20 protein-coding genes and 1 other RNA gene are annotated in these 22171 nt (G+C 71.4%); 12 read left to right on the forward strand and 9 right to left on the reverse strand.

Annotated elements, in window-relative coordinates:
* The first annotated feature begins 118 nt into the window (after positions 1 to 118).
* The 10 genes from JCR33_RS06050 (at position 119) to JCR33_RS06095 (ending at position 12236) form a co-directional block, all read left to right on the forward strand.
* Positions 119 to 970: an FAD binding domain-containing protein gene (locus tag JCR33_RS06050; protein ID WP_198881120.1), complete on the forward strand. Its 852-nt coding sequence runs from the start codon at positions 119 to 121 to the stop codon at positions 968 to 970.
* Positions 967 to 3750, forward strand: a complete 2784-nt coding sequence (locus JCR33_RS06055) for a molybdopterin-dependent oxidoreductase (protein ID WP_198881121.1) — start codon at positions 967 to 969, stop codon at positions 3748 to 3750. The genes JCR33_RS06050 and JCR33_RS06055 overlap by 4 nt, the downstream gene beginning before the upstream one ends.
* Positions 3747 to 5285 (forward strand): 6-hydroxynicotinate reductase, encoded by a 1539-nt coding sequence (locus tag JCR33_RS06060; protein WP_211110085.1) that lies wholly within the window; start codon positions 3747 to 3749, stop codon positions 5283 to 5285. Before JCR33_RS06055 ends, JCR33_RS06060 begins: the two co-directional genes overlap by 4 nt.
* A gap of 166 nt (positions 5286 to 5451) precedes the next feature.
* On the forward strand, positions 5452 to 6312 hold the full coding sequence (locus JCR33_RS06065; RefSeq protein WP_198881122.1) for a UPF0280 family protein: 861 nt from the start codon (positions 5452 to 5454) through the stop codon (positions 6310 to 6312).
* 8 nt (positions 6313 to 6320) lie between these two features.
* Positions 6321 to 6905, forward strand: a complete 585-nt coding sequence (locus JCR33_RS06070; protein WP_198881123.1) for an amino acid synthesis family protein — start codon at positions 6321 to 6323, stop codon at positions 6903 to 6905.
* A 43-nt stretch (positions 6906 to 6948) separates the two neighbouring features.
* Positions 6949 to 8163, forward strand: coding sequence for an ABC transporter substrate-binding protein (locus tag JCR33_RS06075; protein WP_198881124.1), 1215 nt, complete (start codon positions 6949 to 6951; stop codon positions 8161 to 8163).
* Positions 8164 to 8481: 318 nt separating this feature from the next.
* Complete coding sequence (locus JCR33_RS06080) at positions 8482 to 10341, forward strand: ABC transporter permease (RefSeq protein WP_198881125.1); 1860 nt, start codon at positions 8482 to 8484, stop codon at positions 10339 to 10341.
* Positions 10338 to 11114, forward strand: coding sequence for an ABC transporter ATP-binding protein (locus tag JCR33_RS06085; RefSeq protein ID WP_198881126.1), 777 nt, complete (start codon positions 10338 to 10340; stop codon positions 11112 to 11114). The genes JCR33_RS06080 and JCR33_RS06085 overlap by 4 nt, the downstream gene beginning before the upstream one ends.
* Positions 11107 to 11820 carry an ABC transporter ATP-binding protein gene (locus tag JCR33_RS06090; RefSeq protein WP_198881127.1) on the forward strand — a complete coding sequence of 238 codons (714 nt, stop codon included), beginning with the start codon at positions 11107 to 11109 and terminating at the stop codon, positions 11818 to 11820. The genes JCR33_RS06085 and JCR33_RS06090 overlap by 8 nt, the downstream gene beginning before the upstream one ends.
* The gene (locus JCR33_RS06095; RefSeq protein ID WP_198881128.1) at positions 11817 to 12236 is read left to right on the forward strand and encodes a MarR family winged helix-turn-helix transcriptional regulator; all 420 of its coding nucleotides are present in this window, start codon (positions 11817 to 11819) and stop codon (positions 12234 to 12236) included. The genes JCR33_RS06090 and JCR33_RS06095 overlap by 4 nt, the downstream gene beginning before the upstream one ends.
* 267 nt (positions 12237 to 12503) lie before the next feature.
* Here the strand turns inward: JCR33_RS06095 and sdhA are convergent, their stop codons facing one another.
* The 5 genes from sdhA to JCR33_RS06120 all read right to left on the reverse strand — a co-directional run bounded on the left by sdhA (position 12504) and on the right by JCR33_RS06120 (position 17379).
* Complete coding sequence (gene sdhA, locus JCR33_RS06100; RefSeq protein ID WP_198881129.1) at positions 12504 to 14324, reverse strand: succinate dehydrogenase flavoprotein subunit; 1821 nt, start codon at positions 14322 to 14324, stop codon at positions 12504 to 12506.
* A 16-nt stretch (positions 14325 to 14340) separates the two neighbouring features.
* Positions 14341 to 14775, reverse strand: a complete 435-nt coding sequence (sdhD, locus tag JCR33_RS06105; RefSeq protein WP_198881130.1) for a succinate dehydrogenase, hydrophobic membrane anchor protein — start codon at positions 14773 to 14775, stop codon at positions 14341 to 14343.
* Entirely contained in the window at positions 14775 to 15191 is a 417-nt protein-coding gene (gene sdhC / locus JCR33_RS06110; RefSeq protein WP_198881131.1) for a succinate dehydrogenase, cytochrome b556 subunit, read from the reverse strand. Before sdhC ends, sdhD begins: the two co-directional genes overlap by 1 nt.
* A 68-nt stretch (positions 15192 to 15259) precedes the next feature.
* The gene (locus JCR33_RS06115; protein ID WP_211110087.1) at positions 15260 to 16219 is read right to left on the reverse strand and encodes a TraB/GumN family protein; all 960 of its coding nucleotides are present in this window, start codon (positions 16217 to 16219) and stop codon (positions 15260 to 15262) included.
* A 161-nt stretch (positions 16220 to 16380) separates the two neighbouring features.
* A complete protein-coding gene (locus JCR33_RS06120; protein ID WP_198881133.1) occupies positions 16381 to 17379 on the reverse strand; it encodes an adenosine kinase in 999 nt (332 codons plus the stop codon).
* 146 nt (positions 17380 to 17525) lie between these two features.
* Here JCR33_RS06120 and JCR33_RS06125 point away from each other — a divergent pair, with 146 nt between their 5' ends.
* Both JCR33_RS06125 and JCR33_RS06130 read left to right on the forward strand, forming a co-directional pair.
* The gene (locus JCR33_RS06125; protein ID WP_198881134.1) at positions 17526 to 18053 is read left to right on the forward strand and encodes a GrpB family protein; all 528 of its coding nucleotides are present in this window, start codon (positions 17526 to 17528) and stop codon (positions 18051 to 18053) included.
* Positions 18054 to 18149: 96 nt separating this feature from the next.
* A complete protein-coding gene (locus JCR33_RS06130; RefSeq protein WP_198881135.1) occupies positions 18150 to 18926 on the forward strand; it encodes an aspartyl/asparaginyl beta-hydroxylase domain-containing protein in 777 nt (258 codons plus the stop codon).
* Between the two features lie 31 nt (positions 18927 to 18957).
* On the opposite strand, the gene recR is transcribed toward JCR33_RS06130, so the two are convergent.
* The 4 genes from recR to ffs form a co-directional block, all read right to left on the reverse strand.
* The gene (recR, locus tag JCR33_RS06135; RefSeq protein ID WP_198881251.1) at positions 18958 to 19566 is read right to left on the reverse strand and encodes a recombination mediator RecR; all 609 of its coding nucleotides are present in this window, start codon (positions 19564 to 19566) and stop codon (positions 18958 to 18960) included.
* Positions 19563 to 19889, reverse strand: coding sequence for a YbaB/EbfC family nucleoid-associated protein (locus tag JCR33_RS06140; protein WP_198881136.1), 327 nt, complete (start codon positions 19887 to 19889; stop codon positions 19563 to 19565). Before JCR33_RS06140 ends, recR begins: the two co-directional genes overlap by 4 nt.
* Positions 19890 to 19925: 36 nt before the next feature.
* A complete protein-coding gene (locus JCR33_RS06145; RefSeq protein WP_198881137.1) occupies positions 19926 to 22013 on the reverse strand; it encodes a DNA polymerase III subunit gamma/tau in 2088 nt (695 codons plus the stop codon).
* Between the two features lie 58 nt (positions 22014 to 22071).
* An RNA gene (gene ffs, locus JCR33_RS06150) (signal recognition particle sRNA small type) lies at positions 22072 to 22168 on the reverse strand.
* Positions 22169 to 22171 lie beyond the last annotated feature (3 nt).

The following is a 22171-nucleotide window of genomic DNA, read 5'->3' on the forward strand; positions in this document are numbered from 1 at the left end:
CAGCCATCCATCTTGCTCGGATCGACAAATTCGAACGAGAGCAGCTCCAAAGACCAATTGACACACCGCACAAATCGGGCATATCGTTTGCATACAAACGATCTTGCGGAGCCTGCTCGTGACGTATCTGCGACCGACGACGCTCGACGATGCCCTGGCGGCGCTCGCTGGTCCGCCGGTCACGATCCTCGCCGGCGGGACCGACGTCTTTCCCGCCCTCGGCGAGCGTCCCGCCCCGCGTCCCTATCTCGACATCTCGCGCGTCGCCGAGCTGCGGCGCATCGAGGAGAACGCCGCCGGCTGGCGGATCGGCGCCACCGCCACCTGGACCGACATCGTCAACGCCCCCCTGCCCGCCGCGTTCGACGGGTTGAAGGCCGCCGCCCGCGAGGTCGGCTCGGTGCAGATCCAGAACGCCGGCACCGTTGCCGGCAATCTGTGCAACGCCTCCCCGGCCGCCGACGGCGTGCCGGCCCTCCTCGCCCTCGGCGCCGACGTCGAGATCGCCCGCAGCGGCGCCCGCCGCACCGTGCCGCTCGCCGAGTTCGTCACCGGCCCGCGCCGCACCGCCCTGTCGCCGGGCGAGATGGTGAGCGCGATCCTCGTCCCGCCGCACCCGCAGCACGCGGTTGGCGGCTTCGCCAAGCTCGGCGCCCGGCGCTACCTCGTCATCTCCATCGCCATGGCCTCGGCGGTGGTGGTGCCGGAGGCGGGGCGCGCCGCGAGCGCCCGCGTCGCCGTCGGCTCCTGCGGGCCCGTCGCGAGCCGCCTTCCCGCCCTCGAGGACGCGCTCGCCGGCGCTCCCCTCGAACGCCTCGCCGAGCGCGTCGCCCCGGAGCACCTCGCCCCGCTCTCGGCGATCGACGACGTGCGCGGCACCGCCCTCTACCGCCTCGACGCCGCCGCCACCTTGCTCGCCCGTCTTCTGGGCGAGGTCGGCCGCGCCGCCCTTTCGGGAGACCGCCCATGAGCGACGCCGCCCTCGCCCCGGACGCAGCCGAAGCCGCGGCCGACGCCACCGCCGCCATCGGCTTCGTCCTCAACGGCCGCCCCGTGTCGGCCGCCGTCTCGCCCGGCATGCGTCTGTCGGAGGCGCTGCGCCAGCATCTGGCGACGCGCGACGTCAAGGTGGGCTGCAACGCCGGTGACTGCGGCGCCTGCACCGTGCTTCTCGACGGGGCGGCGGTGTGCGCCTGCCTCGTCGCCACGCGCCAGGTCGAGGGCAAGCGCGTCGACACCCTCGCCGGCCTCCTCGACACCCCCGAAGGCCACCGCCTCGCCGACGCCTTCGCCCGCCACGGCGCCGCCCAATGCGGCATCTGCACGCCGGGCATGATGGTCGCCGCCGTGCCGCTCCTCGCCGCGGACCCCGCCCCCTCCGAGGCCGCCGTGAAGGACGCCCTCGGCGGCGTCCTGTGCCGCTGCACCGGCTATCGCAAGATCATCGCCGCCGTGATGGACGCCGCGGGCCCCGCCGCCGACGCCCCCGCCGAGGCCGACGGCGTCGGCGCCCGCATCCCCCGCATCGACGGTCACGCCAAGATCCACGGCACCGAGCGCTTCGGCGACGATGTCGCCCCGGCGGACGCTCTCGTGGTGCGCGTCGTCCGCTCGCCTCACCCCCGCGCCGCCTTCACCTTCGGCGACCTCGACGACTACGCCGCCCGCCACGGCGTCACTGTGCTGACGGCGGCCGACATTCCCGGCGTCAACCGCTTCGGCGTCATCCCGCCCTTCGCCGACCAGCCGGTGTTCGCCGAGCGCGAGGCCCGCTTCCGCGGCGAAGCCGTCGCTGCCGTCGTCGGCGAGGCCGACACCATCGCCGCACTCGACGCCTTCCCGGTGAGCTTCACGCCGCTCCCCGCCGTCACCGACCCCGCCGCTGCGCAGGCGGAGGACGCGCCGCGCCTCCACGAGAGCCGCCCCGGCAACGTCATGTGCCGCGGCCTGGTGCGCCGCGGCGACGCCGATGCCGCCCTCGCCCGCGCCGACGTCGTCGCCGAGGGCCGCTTCCGCTCCCCCTTCGTCGAGCATGCCTATATCGAGCCCGAGGCGGGCTACGCCGTCTGCGTCGGCGACCGCGTCGAGGTCTACGCCTCGACGCAGGCCCCGGTGATGGACCTCGAAGGCCTCGCCCCCATCCTCGGCCTGCCGGTCGAGAAGGTGCGCATCGTCCCGACCGCGGTGGGCGGCGGCTTCGGCTCCAAGCTCGACCTCTCGGTGCAGCCCTACATCGCCCTCGGCGCCATGAAGACCGGCCGCCCGGTGCGCCTCGCCTACTCGCGCACCGAATCCATGCAGTCCTCGACCAAGCGCCACCCGTCGGACATCGTCGCCCGCATCGGCGCGACCCGCGACGGCCGCATCTGCGGCTTCCACTTCGAGGGCGACTTCGACACCGGCGCCTACGCCTCGTGGGGGCCGACGGTGGCGAACCGCGTCCCCGTCCACGCCTCGGGCCCCTACCGCGTCGACGACTATCTCGCAAAGAGCGCCGGGATCCACACCCACAACCCGCCCTCGGGCGCCTTCCGCGGCTTCGGCGTGCCCCAGTCGGCGATCGCCCAGGAGGTGCTGTTCGAGGATCTCGCCGAAGCCCTCGGCATCGACCCGCTGGAGTTCCGCCGCCGCAACGCGCTCGAGAACGGCGTCCCCACCGTCTGCGGCCAGATCTTCGAGCAGGGTGTCGGCATCGGCGCCTGCTTCGACGCCCTCGCCCCGCACTTCGCCCGCGCCCGCGCCGAGGCCGAGGCGTTCAACGCCGCGGCCCGGGCCGCCGGCTCGCCGCTGCGCCGCGGGGCGGGCCTCGCCGCCGGCTGGTATGGCTGCGGCAACACCTCGATGGCGAACCCCTCCACCATCCGCTCCGGCGTGACGCCGGAGGGCCGCATCGTCCTCCACCAGGGGGCGATGGACATCGGCCAGGGCGCCAACACCGTCATCACCCAGATCTTCGCCGCCGCCCTCGGCGTACCCGTCGCGGCGGTCGCCCTCGTCGGCCCCGACACCGACGTCACCCCCGACGCCGGCAAGACCTCCGCCTCGCGCCAGACGCTGATCTCGGGCAACGCCGCCCGCCTGTCGGGCGCCGCCCTGCGCGCCATGATCCTGCGCCAGGCGAACGCCGGCGACGACGCCCGCATCGAGCCCACCGCCGCCGGCCTCGTGATCCACGACGGCGCCGCCTCGCGCCCGCTCGACCTCGCCGCGCTTCCCGTCGACCGCCTCGGCTACACCCTTTCCGCCGAGGAGAGCTGGGACCCGCCCACCGCGCCGATGGACGAGAACGGCCAGGGGGTCCCCTACGCCGTGTTCGGCTACGCCGCCCACCTCTGCGAGCTCACCGTCGACACCGCCCTCGGCACCGTGCGGCTCGAAAAATTCACCGCCGCCCACGACGTCGGCAAGGCGATCAACCCGCTCCTCGTCGAAGGCCAGGTGGAAGGGGGCATCGCCCAGGGCGCCGGCATGGCGCTCATGGAGGCCTATATCCCCGGCCAAACCGAGGACCTCCACAACTATCTGATCCCGACGATCGGCGACATGCCGCCGGTCGAGACCCTCATCATCGAGGAGCCGGACGCCCACGGCCCGCACGGCGCCAAGGGCCTCGGCGAGCATTGCCTCATCCCCACGGCTCCCGCGATCCTCAACGCCATCCGCCACGCGAGCGGCGCGCGCCTCACCACGGTGCCGGCCACTCCGTCGGCGGTCCGCGCCGCCATCCGCGCGGCCGAGGAGGCCCAATGAGCACCCCCGACACCCCCGCAAAGCCCGACAAGATCCGCTGCGACGCCTGCCCCGTCCTCTGCTACATCGCCGAGGGCCGCACCGGCGCCTGCGACCGCTACGCCAATCACGGCGGCGAGCTCGTCCGCCTCGATCTCCTCACCGTGATCGAGGAGACCGCGGACAAGGGCGCCAAGATGGTCCCCTTCCTCGACGCCGGCGGCGAGTGGGACGGCGACCTCGTGCACGCCTCCCGCCCCTTCGTCACCGCCGTCGGCGCCGGCACCACCTACCCGGACTATAAGCCCGCCCCCTTCATCATCTCCCAGCCGACGGACGACGCCGACATGGTGACCGTCGTCACCGAAGGCATCTTCAGCTACTGCGGCGTCAAGGTGAAGATCGACACCGACCGCCACATCGGCGAGGAGCGCGCCGTCGTGCGCGTCGACGGCGAGCCCATCGGCCACGTCATGACCTCCGAATACGGCTCGCGCATGCTCTCGCTCGGCGGCGTCGACCACCTCACCGGCGGCTCCAAGAAGGAAGGCCGCGTCACCTGCGCCGCCCTCCTCGCCCTCTGCAACCGCGAGCCGGTCGAGATGACCATCGACGACGGCGCCAGCCTCGTCGTCCAGGCCGGCAAGCCGCCGATCATCGATGGCGTGACCGAGGCGCGCATGCGCGTCGGCTGCGGCTCGGCCACCATCGGCATGTTCGCCCGCCAGTGGCTCGGCCTCGTCGACGAGGTGGTGGTGGTCGACGACCACATCACCGGCGTCCTCTCCGAGCACCAGTCGGGCAAGCTCCTCGGCATCCCGCCCACCGGCATCAAGATGAAGGGCCGCCGCTCTACCCCCGGACGCTACTTCCAGGTGGCGAACCCCGGCACCTCCTGGGGCGGCACCGACATCGAGGACCCGCTCGCGATCCTCGGACCCTTCGACCCTAAGGTCGCCTGGCCGGGCCTCACCCTCTTCATGGTCTCCACCACCGGCGAGCACGCCGCCTACTACGTGCTCGACGACGCCCTCGTCCCGCAGCCCGCACCGCTCACGCCGGCGCTCCAGGCCGTCGCCGAGCGCATCGCGGAGAACTGCGAGCCCGCCACCTGCTCCGTCCTCTTCATGGGCGGCGCCGGCGGCTCGCTGCGCGCCGGCGTCACCGAGAACCCGGTGGGCCTCACCCGCTCCGTCAAGGCCGCCCTCACCAAGGTCACCTGCGGCGGCGCCGACACCTATGTCTGGCCGGGCGGCGGCATCACCGTGATGGTCGATGTCCTCGACATGCCCACCAACTCGTTCGGCTACGTGCCCACCCCCGCCCTCGTCGCCCCCATCGAGTTCACCATGGCGCGCGACGACTACGCCGCGCTCGGCGGCCACGTCGGCGAGATCCAGCCGCTCGACGACGTCCTCGCCAGCGAGCGCCGCCGCGGCCTGCGCGTCACCCGCCGCGCCGCCCCGGGCGAAGCGCCGCAGGACGTCGCGGCCCCCTCGACGGGCGACGAGCCCGCCGCCGCCCACACCCCGAGCCACCCCGGAAAAGCGGCCTGATGCGCTCGCCCGCCGGCCGTCGCATCACGTCCTTCCGACCCCCTTCGGCCGGCCGACGGCTTGACGCGGCCGGCTCCACCCTCATCATCGCGCCCGACGGTCCGCGTCGGCGCCTGCGAGGATGCTGCGCGGGCGAACCAACCCGCCAGCCCGGAGAGGTCTCCCCATGACCGAACCCACCGCCTCGCTGCTTCCCGATGGGCGCCTCCATCTCAATCACGGCCCCATCGACCTCGTGATCAGCGCCGACGGAGCCCCCGAGGCGGTGGAGCTCGCCTTCGAAGCCGCCGCCGGCCGCTTCGCCACCATCCTGGTGGAGCTCGTCGACGAGCTGCCCCTGCTGCGCTGGCCCGCCCGCGCCGACACCCACGCCACCGGCCTCGTCGCGAGCCGCATGGTCGCCGCCGTCGTGCCCCACGCCGAAGCGACCTTCATCACCCCGATGGCCGCCGTCGCCGGCGCCGTCGCCGACGAGATCCTCGACGTGATGACCGCCGCCGCGCCGCTCACCCGCGTGTTCGTGAACAACGGCGGCGACATCGCCATCCATCTCTCCGGCGGCCAGCGCGCTCATGCCCGCCTCGCCGCCCACGACGGCACCGAAATCGGCCGCGCCGCCATCGTGTCGGGCGACGGGGTCGGCGGCATCGCCACCTCCGGCCGCGACGGCCGCTCCTTCTCCCTCGGCATCGCCGACGCCGTCACCGTGCTCGCCGCGAGCGCCGCCGAGGCCGACGCCGCCGCCACCCTCATCGCCAACGCCGTCGACCTTGCCGACCACCCCGCCGTCACCCGCGCTCCCGCCGACACGCTCGATCCCGACTCCGACCTCGGCAGCCGCCTCGTCACCACCCACTGCGGCCCGCTGCGCGACGACGAGAAGCGCCTCGCCCTCGCCGACGGCGCCGCCACCGCCCGCCGCATGATGGCGGCCGGCCTCATCCGCGGCGCGGCCCTCTTCCTGCAGGGCCGCTCCCGCATCCTTGGCGGCGGTCGCCAGATCGTCCGCGAGCGCCCCGAAGAATAGGACCGACGATGCCCGCCGATATCCGTAAGATCACCGTCATCCTCGACGAGACCCACAAGGAGATGGGCCGCATCATCGCCCCGCCCACGCGGCGCGCGGCGGCCATCGCGGTCATCGCCAACCCGTTCGCCGGCCGCTACCAGCACGACCTCTCCGAGCTGATCGAGATCGGTGCCGAGCTCGGCGCGATGCTCGGCCGGCGCTGCGTCGCCGCCCTCGGCATCGCCCCCGAAGCCGCCCAGTCCTACGGCAAGGCGGCGATGGTGGGCGAGGCGGGCGAGCTCGAGCACGCCGCCGCCATCCTCCACCCCAAGCTCGGCGCCCCGCTGCGCGCCGAGGTCGGCGGCGGCGCCGCCCTCGTCCCCTCCTCCAAGAAGATGGGCAGCCCCGGCCAGGTCCTCGACATCCCCCTCGGCCACAAGGACGCCGCCTACGTCCGCTCCCACTTCGACGGCATGGAGGTGCGCCTCAACGACGCCCCCCGCGCCGGCGAGATCATGGTCGCCGTCGCCGTCACCGACAGCGGCCGCCCGCTGCCGCGCGTCGGCGGCCTGAAGCACGATGAGATCAAGGGCGAAGATGGCCTTCGCTGACCCCACCCCGGCCCCAACCCCTGGCCCTCGAAGAGGAGTAGCCATGCTGACACGTCGCGGACTTCACAAGGCGCTCGCCGCCGTTCTCGTCGCCACGCCGTTCGCCGCCTCGGCGGCGCTCGCCCAGGACCCCATCAAGATCGGCGAGATCAACTCCTACACCCGCATGACCGCCTTCACCGACCCCTACAAAAAGGGGTGGGAGCTGGCGCTCGAGGAGATCAACGCCGCCGGCGGCGTCGGCGGCCGCCCGCTCGAGGTCATCAGCCGCGACGACACCGGCGATCCCGCCACCGCCATCCGCATCGCCGACGAGCTCGTCAACCGCGACCACGTCGCGCTGATCTTCGGCACCTTCCTGTCGAACATCGGCCTCGCCGTGTCCGACTTCGCCAAGCAGAACGAGGTGCTGTTCATCGCCTCCGAGCCGCTCACCGACGCCATCGTCTGGTCGGCCGGCAACAAGTACACCTACCGCCTGCGCCCCTCCACCTACATGCAGGCCGCGATGCTCGCCGCCGAGGCCGCCAAGACCGACGCCGTCAAGTGGGCGACCATCGCCCCCAACTACGCCTACGGCACCGACGCGGTGGAGGCCTTCAAGGCGAACCTCAAGAAGCTGAAGCCGGAGGTGGAGTTCGTCGAGGAGCAGTGGCCGACCCTCTTCAAGATCGACGCCGGCTCGGCCGTGCGCGCCCTCGAAGGCGCCAAGCCCGACGGCATCTACAACGTCACCTTCGGCGGCGACCTCGCGAAGTTCGTCCGCGAAGGCTCGCTGCGCTACCTCTTCGACGATCGCGTGGTGGTCGGCCTGTTGACGGGTGAGCCCGAATATCTCGATCCCCTCGGCGACGAGACCCCCGACGGCTGGATCGTCACCGGCTACCCCGGCCTCGCCGTCGACACCCCCGCCCACGAGGCGTTCGAGAAGGCCTATGTCGACAAGTGGGGCGAGGCGCCGAAGACCGGCTCCCTCGTCGGCTACAACTCGATGCTGACGGTCAAGGCGCTGCTCGAGGCCTCCCCCTCGCTCGAGACCGAGGACCTCGTCGCCACCATGGCGGGCCTCAAGGTCCCGACGAGCCCGACGGGCCCGTTCTTCTACCGGGCCGCCGACCACCAGTCGACGATGGGCGCCTATGTCGGCAAGACCGCCCTCGTCGACGGCAAGCCCGGTATGGTCGACTGGTTCTACGCCCCCGGCGAGGACTTCCTGCCGAGCGAGGAGGAAGCCGCCAAGCTGCGCCCGGCCGAGTAGCCGTCCCCTTCCCACCCCCCGCTCCGGCCGAGGCGTCGGAGCGGGGCACGGGAGGGCTTCGGCCGCGTCAAGGACGCCGCAGGCGCCCGCAGGGCTTGTCCTTGACGCGGCCGAAGCCCTCCCCAGCCTTGAAAAGGGTCCCAGGCAAGAGGACCGCACCGCGGTCATCTTTCCTGGAACCCTGCCCATCGGCGAGATGGAGGGGAGCACGAGGGGAGGAACGCCCCTCGTCTTTCTTAGAAAGCAATGCCGGCGCGCAGCGCCGTCCGAACCCACACCGCATCCACGCCGGCGCGCCCCGCCAACCCCGGAGCATCCATGGGCTTTTATTTCGCGCAGCTCCTCACCGGTCTCGCCAACGCCTCCTCGCTGTTCCTGATCGCCTGTGGCCTGTCGATCATCTTCGGCGTCACGCGCATCGTGAACTTCGCCCACGGCTCGCTCTATATGCTCGGCGCCTACATCGCCTACACGCTCGTCACCACGATCCACGCTGGGCCGTTCGGCTTCTGGGCGAGCGTCCTGTTGTCGGCCGCCGCCGTCGCCCTCGTCGGCGCGGTCATCGAGATCCTCATCCTGCGCCGCATCTACCGCGCGCCCGAGCTCTTCCAGCTCGTCGCGACCTTCGGCGTCCTCCTCATCATCCAGGACGCCACCCTCGCCATCTGGGGCGCGGAGGACCTCCTCGGCCCCCGCGCCCCCGGCCTCGACCGGGCGGTGCGCATCTTCGGCGAGCCGATCCCCGAATACGACCTCGCCCTCATCGTCATCGGCCCGGTGGTGCTCGGCCTCATCACCCTCGTCTTCCGCAAGACGCGCTGGGGCGTCCTCGTGCGCGCCGCCACCCAGGACCGCGAGATGGTCGGCGCCCTCGGCGTCAACCAGCGCTGGCTCTTCACCTCCGCCTTCATGCTCGGTGCCTTCCTCGCCGGGCTCGGCGGCGCCCTCCAGGTGCCGCGCGAGTCGGTCAGCCTCCTGATGGACCTCTCCGTCATCGGCGAAGCGTTCGTCGTCGTCGTCATCGGCGGCATGGGCTCGGTCGGCGGCGCCTTCGTCGCGGCGATCATCATCTCCGTGCTCAACGCCTTCGGCGTCCTCGTCTTCCCGCAGATCTCGCTGATCCTGCCCTTCCTCGTCATGGCCATCGTGCTCGTCGTGCGACCCTACGGCCTCTTCGGCAGCCCCGCCTCCGCCCACGGCGCGCCGCCGGTGCCCGAAGCCCCGATGCGCCCCCTCAACCAAGCCGGCATCGTCGCCATGACGCTGGTGGTCGTCGCCTTCGCCGCTCTGCCGGTGGTCGACGACGGCTTCATCCTCGTCCTCGCCGTCGACCTCTTCGTCGCCGTGCTCTTCGCCGCGAGCCTTCACCTCATCATGGGGGTGGGCGGCATGGTCTCGTTCGGCCACGCCGCCTATTTCGGCCTCGGCGCCTACGCCGCGGCGCTCGCCGTCAAAACGCTCGGCCTGCCGATGCTGCCGGCGATGCTCTTCGGCCCGCTCGCGGCGGCGCTGGGCGCGGCGGTGTTCGGCTGGTTCTGCGTGCGCCTCTCCGGCGTCTATCTCGCGATGCTCACCCTCGCCGCGGCGCAGATCCTGTGGGGCGTCACCTTCCAGTGGCAGTCGGTGACGGGGGGCGACGACGGCATCCTCGGCGTCTGGCCGGCGAGCTGGGCGAGCCGCGAGGTCTATTTCTACCTCGCCCTCGCCGTCACCGTCGTCGGCCTCGCCCTCATCCGCCGCATCGCCAACTCCCCGTTCGGCTACACGCTGCGCGGCGGCCGCGATTCGCCCACCCGCGCCGAGGCGATCGGCATCGACCTCAAGGCCCACCAGTGGCTCGGCTTCATCATCGCCGGCGCCCTCGCCGGGGTCGCCGGCGTCCTCTTCGCCTTCGCCAAGGGCTCGGTGTTCCCCGAGACGCTCGCCATCGGCCACTCCATCGACGCCCTCATCATGGTGCTCCTCGGCGGCGTCCAGTCCCTCCTCGGGCCGCTCTTCGGCGCCACCGCCTTCGTCCTCATCGAGGACTGGGTGACCCGGCTCGACTACTGGCGCTTCATCTTCGGCGCCATCATCCTCCTCATCTGCATCGCCGCGCCCGACGGCATCGCCGGCGGCCTCTCCCGCCTCTGGCGCCTGGTGCGGCCAGGCACGCCGCGCTCCGGGAGGCCGGCATGAGCGTCCTCTCCGTCCGCGGCCTGACGAAGACCTTCGGCGGCATCAAGGCGGTCTCCGACGTCTCGTTCGACCTCGAGAAGGCCGAGTTCCTCGCCCTCATCGGCCCCAACGGCGCCGGCAAGACCACCTGCTTCAACATGCTGAACGGCTACCTGCGCCCCGACGCCGGGTCGGTGAAGCTCGACGGCACCGAGCTCGTCGGCATCCGCCCGCGCAAGGTCTGGCGCATGGGCGTCGGCCGCACCTTCCAGATCACCGAGACCTTCGCCTCGATGACGGTGCGCGAGAACGTCCAGATGGCGCTGATCTCGCACCATCGGCAGACGCTCGACATCACCCACCGCGCCCGCGCCCTCCACGTCGCGGAGGCCGACGCCCTCCTCGCCCGCGTCGGCATGGCGGCGGACGCCGACCGCGCCACCTCCGAGCTCGCCTACGGCGACCTGAAGCGCCTGGAGCTCGCCGTCGCCCTCGCCCACCGCCCCAAGGTGCTCCTGATGGACGAACCCACCGCCGGCATGGCCCCCTCGGAGCGCATCGCGCTGATGGCCCTCACCGGCGACATCATCAAGGCCGAGGGCGTCTCCGTCCTCTTCACCGAGCACGACATGGACGTCGTCTTCACCCACGCCCACCGCATCCTCGTCCTCAACCGCGGCCGCCTCATCGCCGAAGGCACCGGCGCCGAGATCCGCGCCAACGCCGAGGTGCAGGCGGTCTATCTCGGCGGCGGCTCGGTGTTCCACGGCGAGGCGGGAGGCGCGCATGGCTGACGATCTCCTCGCCGTCAGCGGCCTCAACACCTACTACGGCGGCGCCCACATCCTCTCCGACGTCGCCTTCGCGATCGGCGGCAACGAGGTGGTCGCCCTGCTCGGGCGCAACGGCGCCGGCAAGTCCACCACCATCAAGTCGGTGATGGGGCTGGTGCGCCCCCGCTCCGGCTCGGTCGTCTACCAGGGCGAGGAGATCGCCGGCGACGAGCCCTACCGCGTCTGCCGCCGCGGCATCGGCTACGTGCCGGAGGAGCGCCGCGTGTTCTCCGAGCTGACGGTGGAGGAAAATCTCGAGGTCGGCCGCCGGCCGCCGCGCGCCGACGCGTCGGAGTGGACGCCGGAGCGCCTCTACGCCCTCTTCCCCAACCTCGCCGAGCGCCGCCGCCATCCCGCCGGCCGCATGTCGGGCGGCGAGCAGCAGATGCTCACCATCGCCCGCACCCTCATGGGCAATCCCCGCCTCGTCCTGCTCGACGAGCCGTCGGAGGGCATCGCCCCCCTGATCGTCGAGCAGATGGCGATGGTCATCAAGGAGCTGAAGCGCGAAGGTCTCGCCGTGCTCATCTCCGAGCAGAACCTTCACTTCGCCCGAATCGTGTCCGACCGCGCCGTGATCATCGAAAAGGGCGCGGTGCGCTTCACCGGCACCTTCGCCGACCTCGACGCCAACCCCGACATCGCCCAGGCGACCCTCGCCCTATGACCGCTACCGACGCCTACGTTCTCGACGACCAGATCGGCTACCTGATGCGCCTCGCGAGCCAGCGGCACACCGCGATCTTCGCCGAGCACATGGACGACCTCACCCCCACCCAGTTCGCCGTCCTCGCCCGCCTCGCAGAGGTGGGGCCGTCGTCGCAGAACCAGCTCGGCCGTCTCGTCGCGATGGACGTCGCCACCGTCAAGGGCGTCGTCGACCGGCTCAAGGCGAAGGACCTCATCGTCTTCTCCGCCGACGAGAAGGACGGTCGCCGCCGCGTCATCGCGCTGTCGGAGAAGGGCCGCGCCCGCCTTCCCGAGCTTCACCGCATGGGTGCCTCGATCACCGAGGACACCCTCTCCCCCCTGACCGCACGCGAGCGCGACACCCTCATCCGCCTCATGCGCAAGCTCACCTGACCCATCCCGCCCGCTTCGGCGCGCGGGCGTCGCCCCGAACCGTCCCCACCGAACCCCGCAGAGCGCGAGCGACGCGGGGGGCGAGGTCCGGCGCAGCCGCCCGGAGCGGCCTGGCCTCGACGCGCCCGCATCCCGCGAGCCGGCCGAGGATCGCAGGACCGCCGGGCGCGCAGCACCGTCCGCTGCCGCCCTGCCACATCGAAAAAAGGCTCCCCCGTCCCCGGGAGAGCCTTCGAAGCATCGCCAGCCGCGCAGCGGGGGGTCGCGTCAGTACACCCGCTTCGCCGGCGCGATGTACTCGATCTCGTTCGACATCGTGTAGGCGTGCACCGGGCGATCGTCGATCCGCACCTCGTAGGTGGCGGGATCGAGGAAGGCGAGGGTGTGCTTCATCCAGTTGGCGTCGTCGCGCTCCGGATAGTCTTCGCGGGCGTGGGCGCCGCGGCTCTCGGTGCGGTTCAGCGCCGAGTCCATCGTCACCACCGCCTGGCCGATCAGGTTGTCGAACTCCAGCGTCTCGATGAGATCGGTGTTCCAGATCATCGTCTTGTCGGTCACGTGGATGTCCGGCAGGCCCTTGGCGACGTCGTGGATGAGGGTATGCCCCTCGGCCAGCACGTCGCCGGTGCGGAACACCGCGCAGTTCGACTGCATGGTGCGCTGCATCTTGTCGCGCAGCTCGGCCGTGGGGGTGCCGCCGGAGGCGTAGCGGAAGCGGTCGAGGCGGGCGAGAGCGGGCTCGCTCGCCTCCTTGGAGAGCGGCGGCAGGCTCTCGCCGGGCTTCAGCGTATCGGCGCAGCGCTGCGCCGTGGCGCGGCCGAACACCACGAGGTCGATGAGCGAGTTGGAGCCGAGACGGTTGGCGCCGTGCACCGACACGCAGGCCGCCTCGCCGACGGCCATCAGCCCCGGCACCACCTTGTCGGGGTCGCCCTCGACCTTAGTCAGCACCTCGCCGTGGAAGTTCGTCGGGATGCCGCCCATGTTGTAGTGCACCGTCGGCAGCACCGGGATCGGCTCGCGCGTCACGTCGACGCCGGCGAAGATGCGCGCCGACTCGGAGATGCCCGGCAGCCGCTCGTGCAGGATCGCCGGGTCGAGATGCTCGAGGTGAAGGTGGATGTGGTCGGACTGCTTGCCGACGCCGCGCCCCTCGCGGATCTCGATGGTCATCGAGCGGGACACCACGTCGCGCGAGGCGAGGTCCTTCGCCGACGGAGCGTAGCGCTCCATGAAGCGCTCGCCGTCGGAGTTCGTCAGATAGCCGCCCTCGCCGCGCGAGCCCTCGGTGATGAGGCAGCCCGAGCCGTAGATGCCCGTCGGGTGGAACTGCACGAACTCCATGTCCTGCAGCGGCAGGCCGGCGCGCAACACCATGGCGTTGCCGTCGCCGGTGCAGGTGTGGGCGGAGGTGCAGGAGAAGTAGGCGCGGCCGTAGCCGCCGGTGGCGAGGATCGTCTTGTGCGCGCGGAAGCGGTGGATGGTGCCGTCTTCCTGGCACATCGCCATCACGCCGTGGCAGGCGCCGTCCTCCATGATGAGGTCGAGGGCGAAGTACTCGATGAAGAACTCCGCCGAGTGGCGCAGCGACTGGCCGTAGAGGGTGTGCAGGATGGCGTGGCCGGTCCGGTCGGCGGCGGCGCAGGTGCGCTGGGCGGTGCCCTTGCCGAAGTGGGTGGTCATGCCGCCGAAGGGGCGCTGGTAGATCTTGCCTTCCTCGGTGCGCGAGAAGGGCACGCCCCAGTGCTCCAGCTCATAGACAGCCGCCGGAGCGTTGCGCACGAGATACTCGATGGAATCCTGGTCGCCCAGCCAGTCCGACCCCTTCACGGTGTCGTACATGTGCCAGCGCCAGTCGTCCTGCCCCATGTTGCCGAGCGAGGCGGAGATGCCGCCCTGCGCCGCCACCGTGTGCGAGCGCGTCGGAAACACCTTGGTGATGCAGGCCGTCCTGAGACCCGCCTCGGCGCAGCCCACCACGGCGCGCAGGCCCGAGCCGCCGGCCCCCACCACGACCACGTCGTACTCGTGCTCGATCACGTTGTAGGCGGGCCCCGTCGCGTGACCGTTCGAACCATTCGTTGCCATCACACCGCTCCCGCGTTCACTCGGCGACCTGGACCGAAAGGGCCGCCAGCAAGATCTTCACCACCGCAAACAGGGCCGCTCCACCGACGAGCGCCGCGAACACGGCGTTCAGGATGAGGAGCGTCAGCCCCGCCAGCCCGTGCACATAGTCTTCCACGACCACCTGCACCCCGATCTTCATGTGGAGGCAGACCGAGATGATCGCCAGCGCCAGCGGCACCGCCACCCACGGGCTGCCGATGAGCGCCACCGCCTCCGTGTAGGAGCGGCCCGACATCGCGATCGCGACGAAGGCGAGCACGATCACCAGCACGAAGTTGGCGAGCGCGGTGAAGCGCTGCTGAATGAAATGCTCGGTGCCCGAGCGCGCCGAGCCGAGGCCGCGGATGGTCTTCAGCGAGGTGCGGTGCGGTGCGCTGAACCCGTCGGAATTGTCGCGTGGATCGCGCATCAGATGACCTCCAGAACCACGATCAGCGCCCACAGCGCCACGGTGATGAGAATCGAGCCGGCGAGCGTCATCCAGGCGAGATTTTCGCGCTCCTTGCCGAAGCCGTGGCCGAGGTCCCAGATCGCATGGCGCACGCCGCCGAGCGCGTGGTGGATCAGCGACCAGGTGAAGGCCACCAGAACCACCCGCACGAGCCAGTGGCCGAAGAAGGCCTGCGCCGTGGCGAAGCTTTCCGGGCCCGCCGCCAGCGCCAGCAGATAGGCAACCACCAGAAGCAGCCCGCCAATGTTCATCATGCCCGTCACGCGGTGCATGATCGACATCACCATCGTCACGATGGGCCGATAGATGCCCAGATGCGGCGACAGGGGTCGCGGGCGACGCCCGCCGTTCGCATCAAGATCAGCGCTCGCCATGGATCTCCCCTTGCAATTCCCGCTCTCCAGTAGCGTTGAAGCGTTCTAAGGTCAAAGTGCGCAAGTCTTTATTCGCTCATCGGACGCACGTTAAAGCCGGCCTCGCGCAAGAGCTGCACCAGTCCGTCCTCGCCCGGCAGGTGCAGCGCCCCCACCGCCACCACCACGCCGCCCTCGGCGAGCGCCGGCAGCAGGCGGTCGCGCATGCGCCGATTCCGTGTCGCGATCACGCTCGCCCAGGCCGCGGCGTCGAGCTCGGCGGCCGCTCGCGCGCCCAGAATGTCGTCGACGCCGGCGAAGCTCTCGGCCCAGATCGCGGCGATATGACGGGTGCGATAGAGCGCGAGCCCCACGAACCAGCGCTCCACGTCTCCCGGGTCGGTCAACAGCCCCACCTTGAGGAGCGCGTCGGCGAGCTCGCCGTCGACCACGGCGAACTGCTCCTCGGCGCTCTCGAGCCCCTTCACCGGCACGCCGGCGCCGCGCGCGACGCGCTCGAGGCGCACGTCGAGACCCGGACGCTCGACCGTGTCCTGCGCGCACGGCGGCCGCGCCAGCAGCGACATCAGCGCGATCGGCGCCATGTTGTCGGCGACCACCAGCGGCATCCCATATTCGGCGAGCGCCGACTCGGCCACGGCGATCTCCTCAAGGCTCATCCCGTCCGACAGGAGCCGGCCGTCGGAGCGCACGCGCCGCTCCGGGTCGGCGGCCCACCGCTTCAGCGCCGCGGCGAGCTCGGCCTCCACCACCTCCACGTAGAGGCGGCGCGCCCCCGCGACGATCCTCGTCAACAGCGGCCCGGGCTCGTCGATCCCCCCGGCCGCCGTATGGAAGGTGCCGATCAGATAGGACGGCGGGTCCGTCTCGATCCGGTAGAGCCGACCGTCCGCGTTCACCATCTTGGCGCCGGCGGCGATCGCGGCCTCGGCGCGCGGCGTCGCGAGCAGCGTCGCATCGTCCGGCATCGCCCCGCAGCCGGCCCGGGCGCTCCCTCCCGACACGGTCGCAAGGGCCGCGAGCAGCATCGCGCCGCGCCCCCAGCGTCGAGCCCGGCGGCCGATCGCACCGCCTGGAAGAGAAGACATGAGCGACGCGCTCTCCGAACGAGGTGGATGCTCCCTATTGCGCCCGCCCCGCCCTCACCGTCAATCGAGGCGCATCGGAAACGGCCCGGCGCCGCTTGAGGCTAGAGCGAGAAGCCGGCGTCCACGGCGAGCTCGGCGAGCGTCGTCTGGGGCCGAGCGCCGAAGTGGGAGATCACCTCCGAGGCGGCCAGCGCGCCGAGGCGGGCGCAATCGGCCGGGCCGAAGCTGCGCGCCATGCCGAACATGTAGCCACCGGCGAAGAGGTCGCCCGCACCGGTGAGGTCCACCACCTTGGTGCCCACCGCCGGCACGTCCGTCGTCTCGCCGTTCACGATGATGCGCGCCCCGTCCCCGCTCATCGTCACCACCACGTGCGGCACCATCTCGGCGAGCCCGCGGCAGGCGGCGTCGAGATCGTCGGTCTCAAACATCGACAGCGCCTCGGCCTTGTTGGCGAAGAGCAGGCCGATCTGGCCGCGCTTCAGCCAGTCGTGGAAGTCGTCGCGGTGGCGCTCCACGCAGAACGCGTCGGAGAGGGTGAGGGCGGCGATGCGCCCGGCCGCGTTCGCCCGCTCGGCGGCGACGCGGAACGCCTCCTTCGCCTCGGCGGGATCGAACAGATAGCCCTCGAGAAAGGTGATCGCTGCGTTGTCGACGAGCTCGGCGTCGACGTCCTCGATGGTGAGGAGCTGGCTCGCCCCGAGGAAGGTATTCATGGTCCGCTCGCCGTCCGGCGTCACGAGGATCACCGAGGAGGCCGTCGGCGCGCCGCCCTTCAGGGCGGGCGTGCGGAACTCGATGCCGAGGTGGTGCATGTCGCTGCGGTAGGCCTCGCCGAAGGCGTCCTCGGCCACCTTGCCGATGAACGCCCCCTTGCCGCCGAAGGAGGCGACGCCGGCGATGGTGTTGCCGGCCGATCCGCCCGAGACGCGCACCGAATCGGTCAGAAGATTGTCCACCGCGTCGATCTCGTCGGCCGCGACGAGCCGCATGGAGCCCTTCACCAGGCCGTTTTCAACGAGCGTGTCGTCGTGGACATGGCCCAGAATGTCGAAGATCGCGTTGCCGATCCCCAGAACGTCATAGCGCGCGTCGGTCATCAAAATCCCCTGTTTACGGGCGCGAACCAACACGGGCGGGGCGCGATGGTCAACACCATAGCCCGCCGCGGGCCGCACCACCCCTCTCGCACGGCGCCCCCGAAAGGGGCTATCGCTTCCGCCACCGCCACCGCCCGGACACGCCGATGCCGCCGCCCATTCCCGTCGAGCTGCGCTCCCACGATCCGGCCTTCGCCGCCCGTGCCCGGCGACGCGGCGCCGTCCTCGCCGCCGCCCTCGGCGACAGGCTCCTCGCCGTCCATCATATCGGATCGACCGCCGTTCCAGGGATCGCGGCGAAGCCCGTCCTCGATCTTTTCCTGGTGGTGCGCGACCTTGCCGGCCTCGACCGCCGGCAAGTCGCCCTCGAAGCCCTCGGCTACGCCGCCTGGGGCGAGCTCGGCCTCCCCGGCCGGCGCTACTTCACCCTCGCGGACACCGGCGGCCGGCGCCTCGAGCAGCTCCACGCCTACGCCCGCGGCTCGCCCGAGATCGACCGCCACCTCGCCTTCCGCGATCATCTGCGTGCCCATCCGGGCCTCGCCCGCGCCTACGAGCGCGAGAAGCGGCGCTGCCGGCGCATCCACCCGCAGGATTCGCACGCCTACGGCGACTGCAAGGCCGCCTGGATCGCCCGAATCGAGGCCGCCGCCCTGGCCTCCCGCCGGACCTGACGCCCCCGAACCTCGCGTCGGCGTGACATGTCGTCCGTTGACGTCGCCAGCCTCCTTCCCATCCTTTGTGCTGGAAGCTGCCGAAGGATGCGGGTCATGCAACAGACCTTAGGACCGGCAAAACCCAAGCGCCCGACCGTGCGCAGCCGGATCAAGAAAGCCGTCAACTGGCCGGGGAAGGCCGCCACACGCCAGCTCGAGGCGTGGATGGGCAAGGGTTCGCTCGTCGGCGACAAGCCGGTGTTCGACAACAAGGACTTCCCCTGGGCGAGGATGCTGGAGGAGAACTGGGAGACGATCCGCGGCGAGCTCGAAGGCGTGCTGCCCACCACCGGCGATCTGCCGACCATGCAGTACATCTCCAAGACCCAGCGCAAGATCATCAAGACCGACGGCTGGAAGACCTACTTCTTCCGCGCCTACGGCCAGCGCGCCGAGGAGAACTGCCGCCGCTGCCCCGAGACCGCGCGTCTCCTCGAGCGCATCCCCGATCTAGAGCTCGCCTTCTTCTCGATCCTCGCCCCCGGCTCGCACATCTCCGCCCATCGCGGCGTCTACAAGGGCCTCCTGCGCGCCCATCTCGGCCTCATCGTGCCCGCCCCGTCGGAAGACGTGCGGATGAGCGTCGGCGACGAGATGATCTACTGGAAGGAGGGCACCTGCGTCGTGTTCGACGACACCTTCCGCCACGAGGTGTGGAACGACACCGACGGGGTCCGCGTCGTCCTCCTCCTCGACGTGCACCGCCCGTTGCCGGCGGCGCTCGACCGGCTCAACCGCGCCATCCTGCGCGTTGCCCGCGTCATGCCCTTCGTCACCGAGCCGGTGAAGAAGCACCGCGAGTGGGAAAAGGCGTTCTACGGCAAGTCGTGAGCCGCCCCTTCGCCTTCCGCGGCGGGCGGGTTCAGCGGAACGGCCGGCGCTGGTTGAGGGCGGCCGCGAGCGTGCCCTCGTCGAGATAGTCGAGCTCGCCGCCGATCGGCACGCCCGAGGCGAGGCGCGACACGGTGACGGCCAGGGGCTCCAGCCGCTCGGTGATGTAGTGGGCCGTCGTCTGCCCCTCCACCGTGGCGTTCATGGCGAGCACCACCTCGCGCACGGCGGGGTCCAAGGCGCGCTCCACCAGGCGGCCGATGCCGATGTCCTCCGGCCCCGTCCCGTCGAGCGCGGAGATGGTGCCGCCGAGGACGTGGTAGCGCGCCCGCATCACCGAGGCCCGCTCCAGCGCCCAGAGGTCGGCGACGTCCTCCACCACGATGATCACCGAGGGATCGCGCGAGGCGTCGACGCACACCGTGCACGGGTCGGTGGTGTCGACGTTGCCGCAGACGCTGCAGACCGTCACGCGCTCGCCCACCTCCGCCATCGCCGCGGCGAGGGGCAGAAGCAGCGTCTCGCGCTTCTTGACGAGCGTCAGCGCCGCCCGCCGCGCCGACCGCGGCCCGAGCCCCGGCAGCCTGGCGAGCAGCGCGATCAGCCGCTCGATCTCGGACCCGGCCGCCGCCAAGGTCAGCCGCCGAACGGCAGCTTCAGCCCCGGCGGCAATCCGAGATCGCCCATCATCCCCTGCGTCTTCTCCTGCACCAGGGCCTCCACCTTGGCGCGCGCGTCGGCGACCGCGGCGATCACGAGATCTTCCACGATCTCCTTCTCGTCCGGCTTCATCAGGTCCGGATCGATGGTCAGCGCCACGAGCGCCATCTGGCCGTTGACCCGCGCGGTCACGGCGCCGGCGCCCGATTCGCCGCTCGCTTCGAGAAGCTTCAGCTCCTCCTGAAGCTCGCCCATGCGCGACTGGATCTCGCGCGCCTTGCCCATCATCTTGAATATGTCCATCGGACTTCCCCGTCGGCGTGTGTCTGTCGGCGTGTATCAGGATTCGCCGTGCGCCCGCCGGTTCGGTGCGTCGGCAGCGGGGCCGCCAACCTCACCGGTCCGCACGGCGGTGATCTCGGCGTCGTCGAAGCGCTCCAGCAGCGCCCGCACGAGGGGGTCCCCCTTCGCCTCCTCGATGAGGCGCGCCTGCTCGGCCTCGTAGGTCTCGCGCAGCGTCGGGGCGGTGCTGCCCTCCGACACCATCACGAGCCAGCGCTCGCCCGTCACCTCGGTGAGCTTGGCGCCGAGCGCGCCGGCGATGTCGGTCGGCGTGCCGGCCTCCAGCGACACCTCGATGCGGCCCTTTTCGAAGCGCTTGACCCGCATCGAGCGCTCCACCGCGTGCTTCAGCCGCACCGAATGGCGGCCGATGAGCGCGGCCATCTCGGCGAACGTCTCCGGATTGGGCGCCTTCTCCACCGGCGCCCCGGCGTCGTCGTCGAACGGCCCGGCGAACGGATCGTCGTAGGACGCGCCGTAGGCGTCGGCACCGTAGGGATCCGCGCCATAGGAATCGGCGCCATAGCCGGCCTCGCCGTAGGGCGCGCCGTCATCGTCGTCGATCATGTCGGGATAGGCGTCGATCGGCGGCGGCTCCTCAGCCCCGGTCTCCACCTCCATATCGGTCTCGCTCGCGGCCGGCGGCGCCCCGCGCTCGGCCGCGCGGACCGGCGGCGCACTCCCCGGCACCGGCGCGGACGTCGAGGCACGCGGCACCGTCGCGCCGGCCTCCCGAGCGCCCGCGACCGCCACCACGCGCGACGCCTCGCCCCGCATCGCCACATCCCGCGACGCCTCGCCCCTCGCCACCCCATCCTGACCGGCCGCGCCCCGCGGCCCGTCGCCGCCGCCGGCCGCGGCGGAGCGCGCCGGCGCGTCGGGCGAGGCCGTCAGCGGCAGCGCCGAGGGATCGGGAAGGTTCGCGAGATAGCAGAGGCGGATCAGCACCATCTCCGCCGCCATCACCGGCTTCGGCGCGGCCTGCACCTCGGCGATGCCGGCGAGCAGCGCCTGCCACATGCGGCTCAGCGAGGCCATGCCGAGGCGCGCGGCGAAGTCGGCCGCCCGTTCGCGCACCTCCTGCGTCTCGCCCTCCTCCGGCGCCGCGTTCGTCACCTTGAGCCGCGTCACCTGGTGGGTGAAGGCGGCGAGATCGGACAGCACCACCGCCGGGTCCGCCCCCACCTCGTACTGGGCGGCGAGCTCGGCGAGCGCCCCCGCCGCCTCCCCCTTCATGACGAGCTCGAAGAGGTCGACCACGCGCGCCCGGTCGGCGAGACCCAGCATGTCGCGCAGGTCCTCCGGGCTCACCCGCCCGCCGCCGTGCGAGATCGCCTGGTCGAAGAGCGACAGCGCGTCGCGCACCGACCCCTCCGCCGCCCGCGCCACCATCCGCAGCGCCTCGGTGTCGGCGTCGATCCCCTCCTTCGCGGCGATGCCGGAGAGGTGGCGCGTCAGCTCCTCCGTCTCGATGCGGCGCAGGTCGAAGCGCTGGCAGCGCGACAGCACCGTCACCGGCACCTTGCGGATCTCGGTGGTGGCGAAGATGAACTTCACGTGCGCCGGCGGCTCCTCGAGCGTCTTCAGGAGGCCGTTGAAGGCCGCCGTCGACAGCATGTGCACCTCGTCGATGATGTACACCTTGTAGAGCGCGGAGACGGGCTTGTAGCGCGCCGCGTCGGTGATCTCGCGGATGTCGGCGATGCCGGTGTGGCTCGCCGCGTCCATCTCGATCACGTCGACGTGCCGCCCCTCCATGATCGCCTGGCAGTGGACGCCCGGGGCGGTGAAGTCCACCGTCGGATGCCGTTCCTCACCCTCGCGCTCGTAGTTGAGAGCGCGCGCCAGGATGCGGGCGGTGGTGGTCTTGCCGACGCCGCGCACGCCGGTCAGCATCCAGGCCTGGGGAATGCGGTCGTGGGCGAAGGCGTTGCGCAGGGTGCGCACCATCGGCCCCTGGCCGATCAGCTCGCCAAAATGGGTCGGGCGATACTTGCGCGCCAGCACCGTGTAGCCGGCGCCGCCCTCCTTCTTCGCCAAGGGGTCTGCCAGCTTCGCCAAGGGGTCGGCCAGATCGTCCGCCAATCGCTCCTCGCTCGCGCGGGCGCGCGACGAGCTCGGCGCGCATGGGGAAGAAGAACAATTAGGAGGCCGGCGAAATGACCCGGACCGGAATCGTTAGGGCTGCTTCGTTCCCGACCTGACCCGGTTGGCGAGCGGCCCGTCCACCGCCGACCTCCCAG

It is taken from the genome of Acuticoccus mangrovi (assembly GCF_016411865.1).
Lineage (GTDB): Bacteria > Pseudomonadota > Alphaproteobacteria > Rhizobiales > Amorphaceae > Acuticoccus > Acuticoccus mangrovi.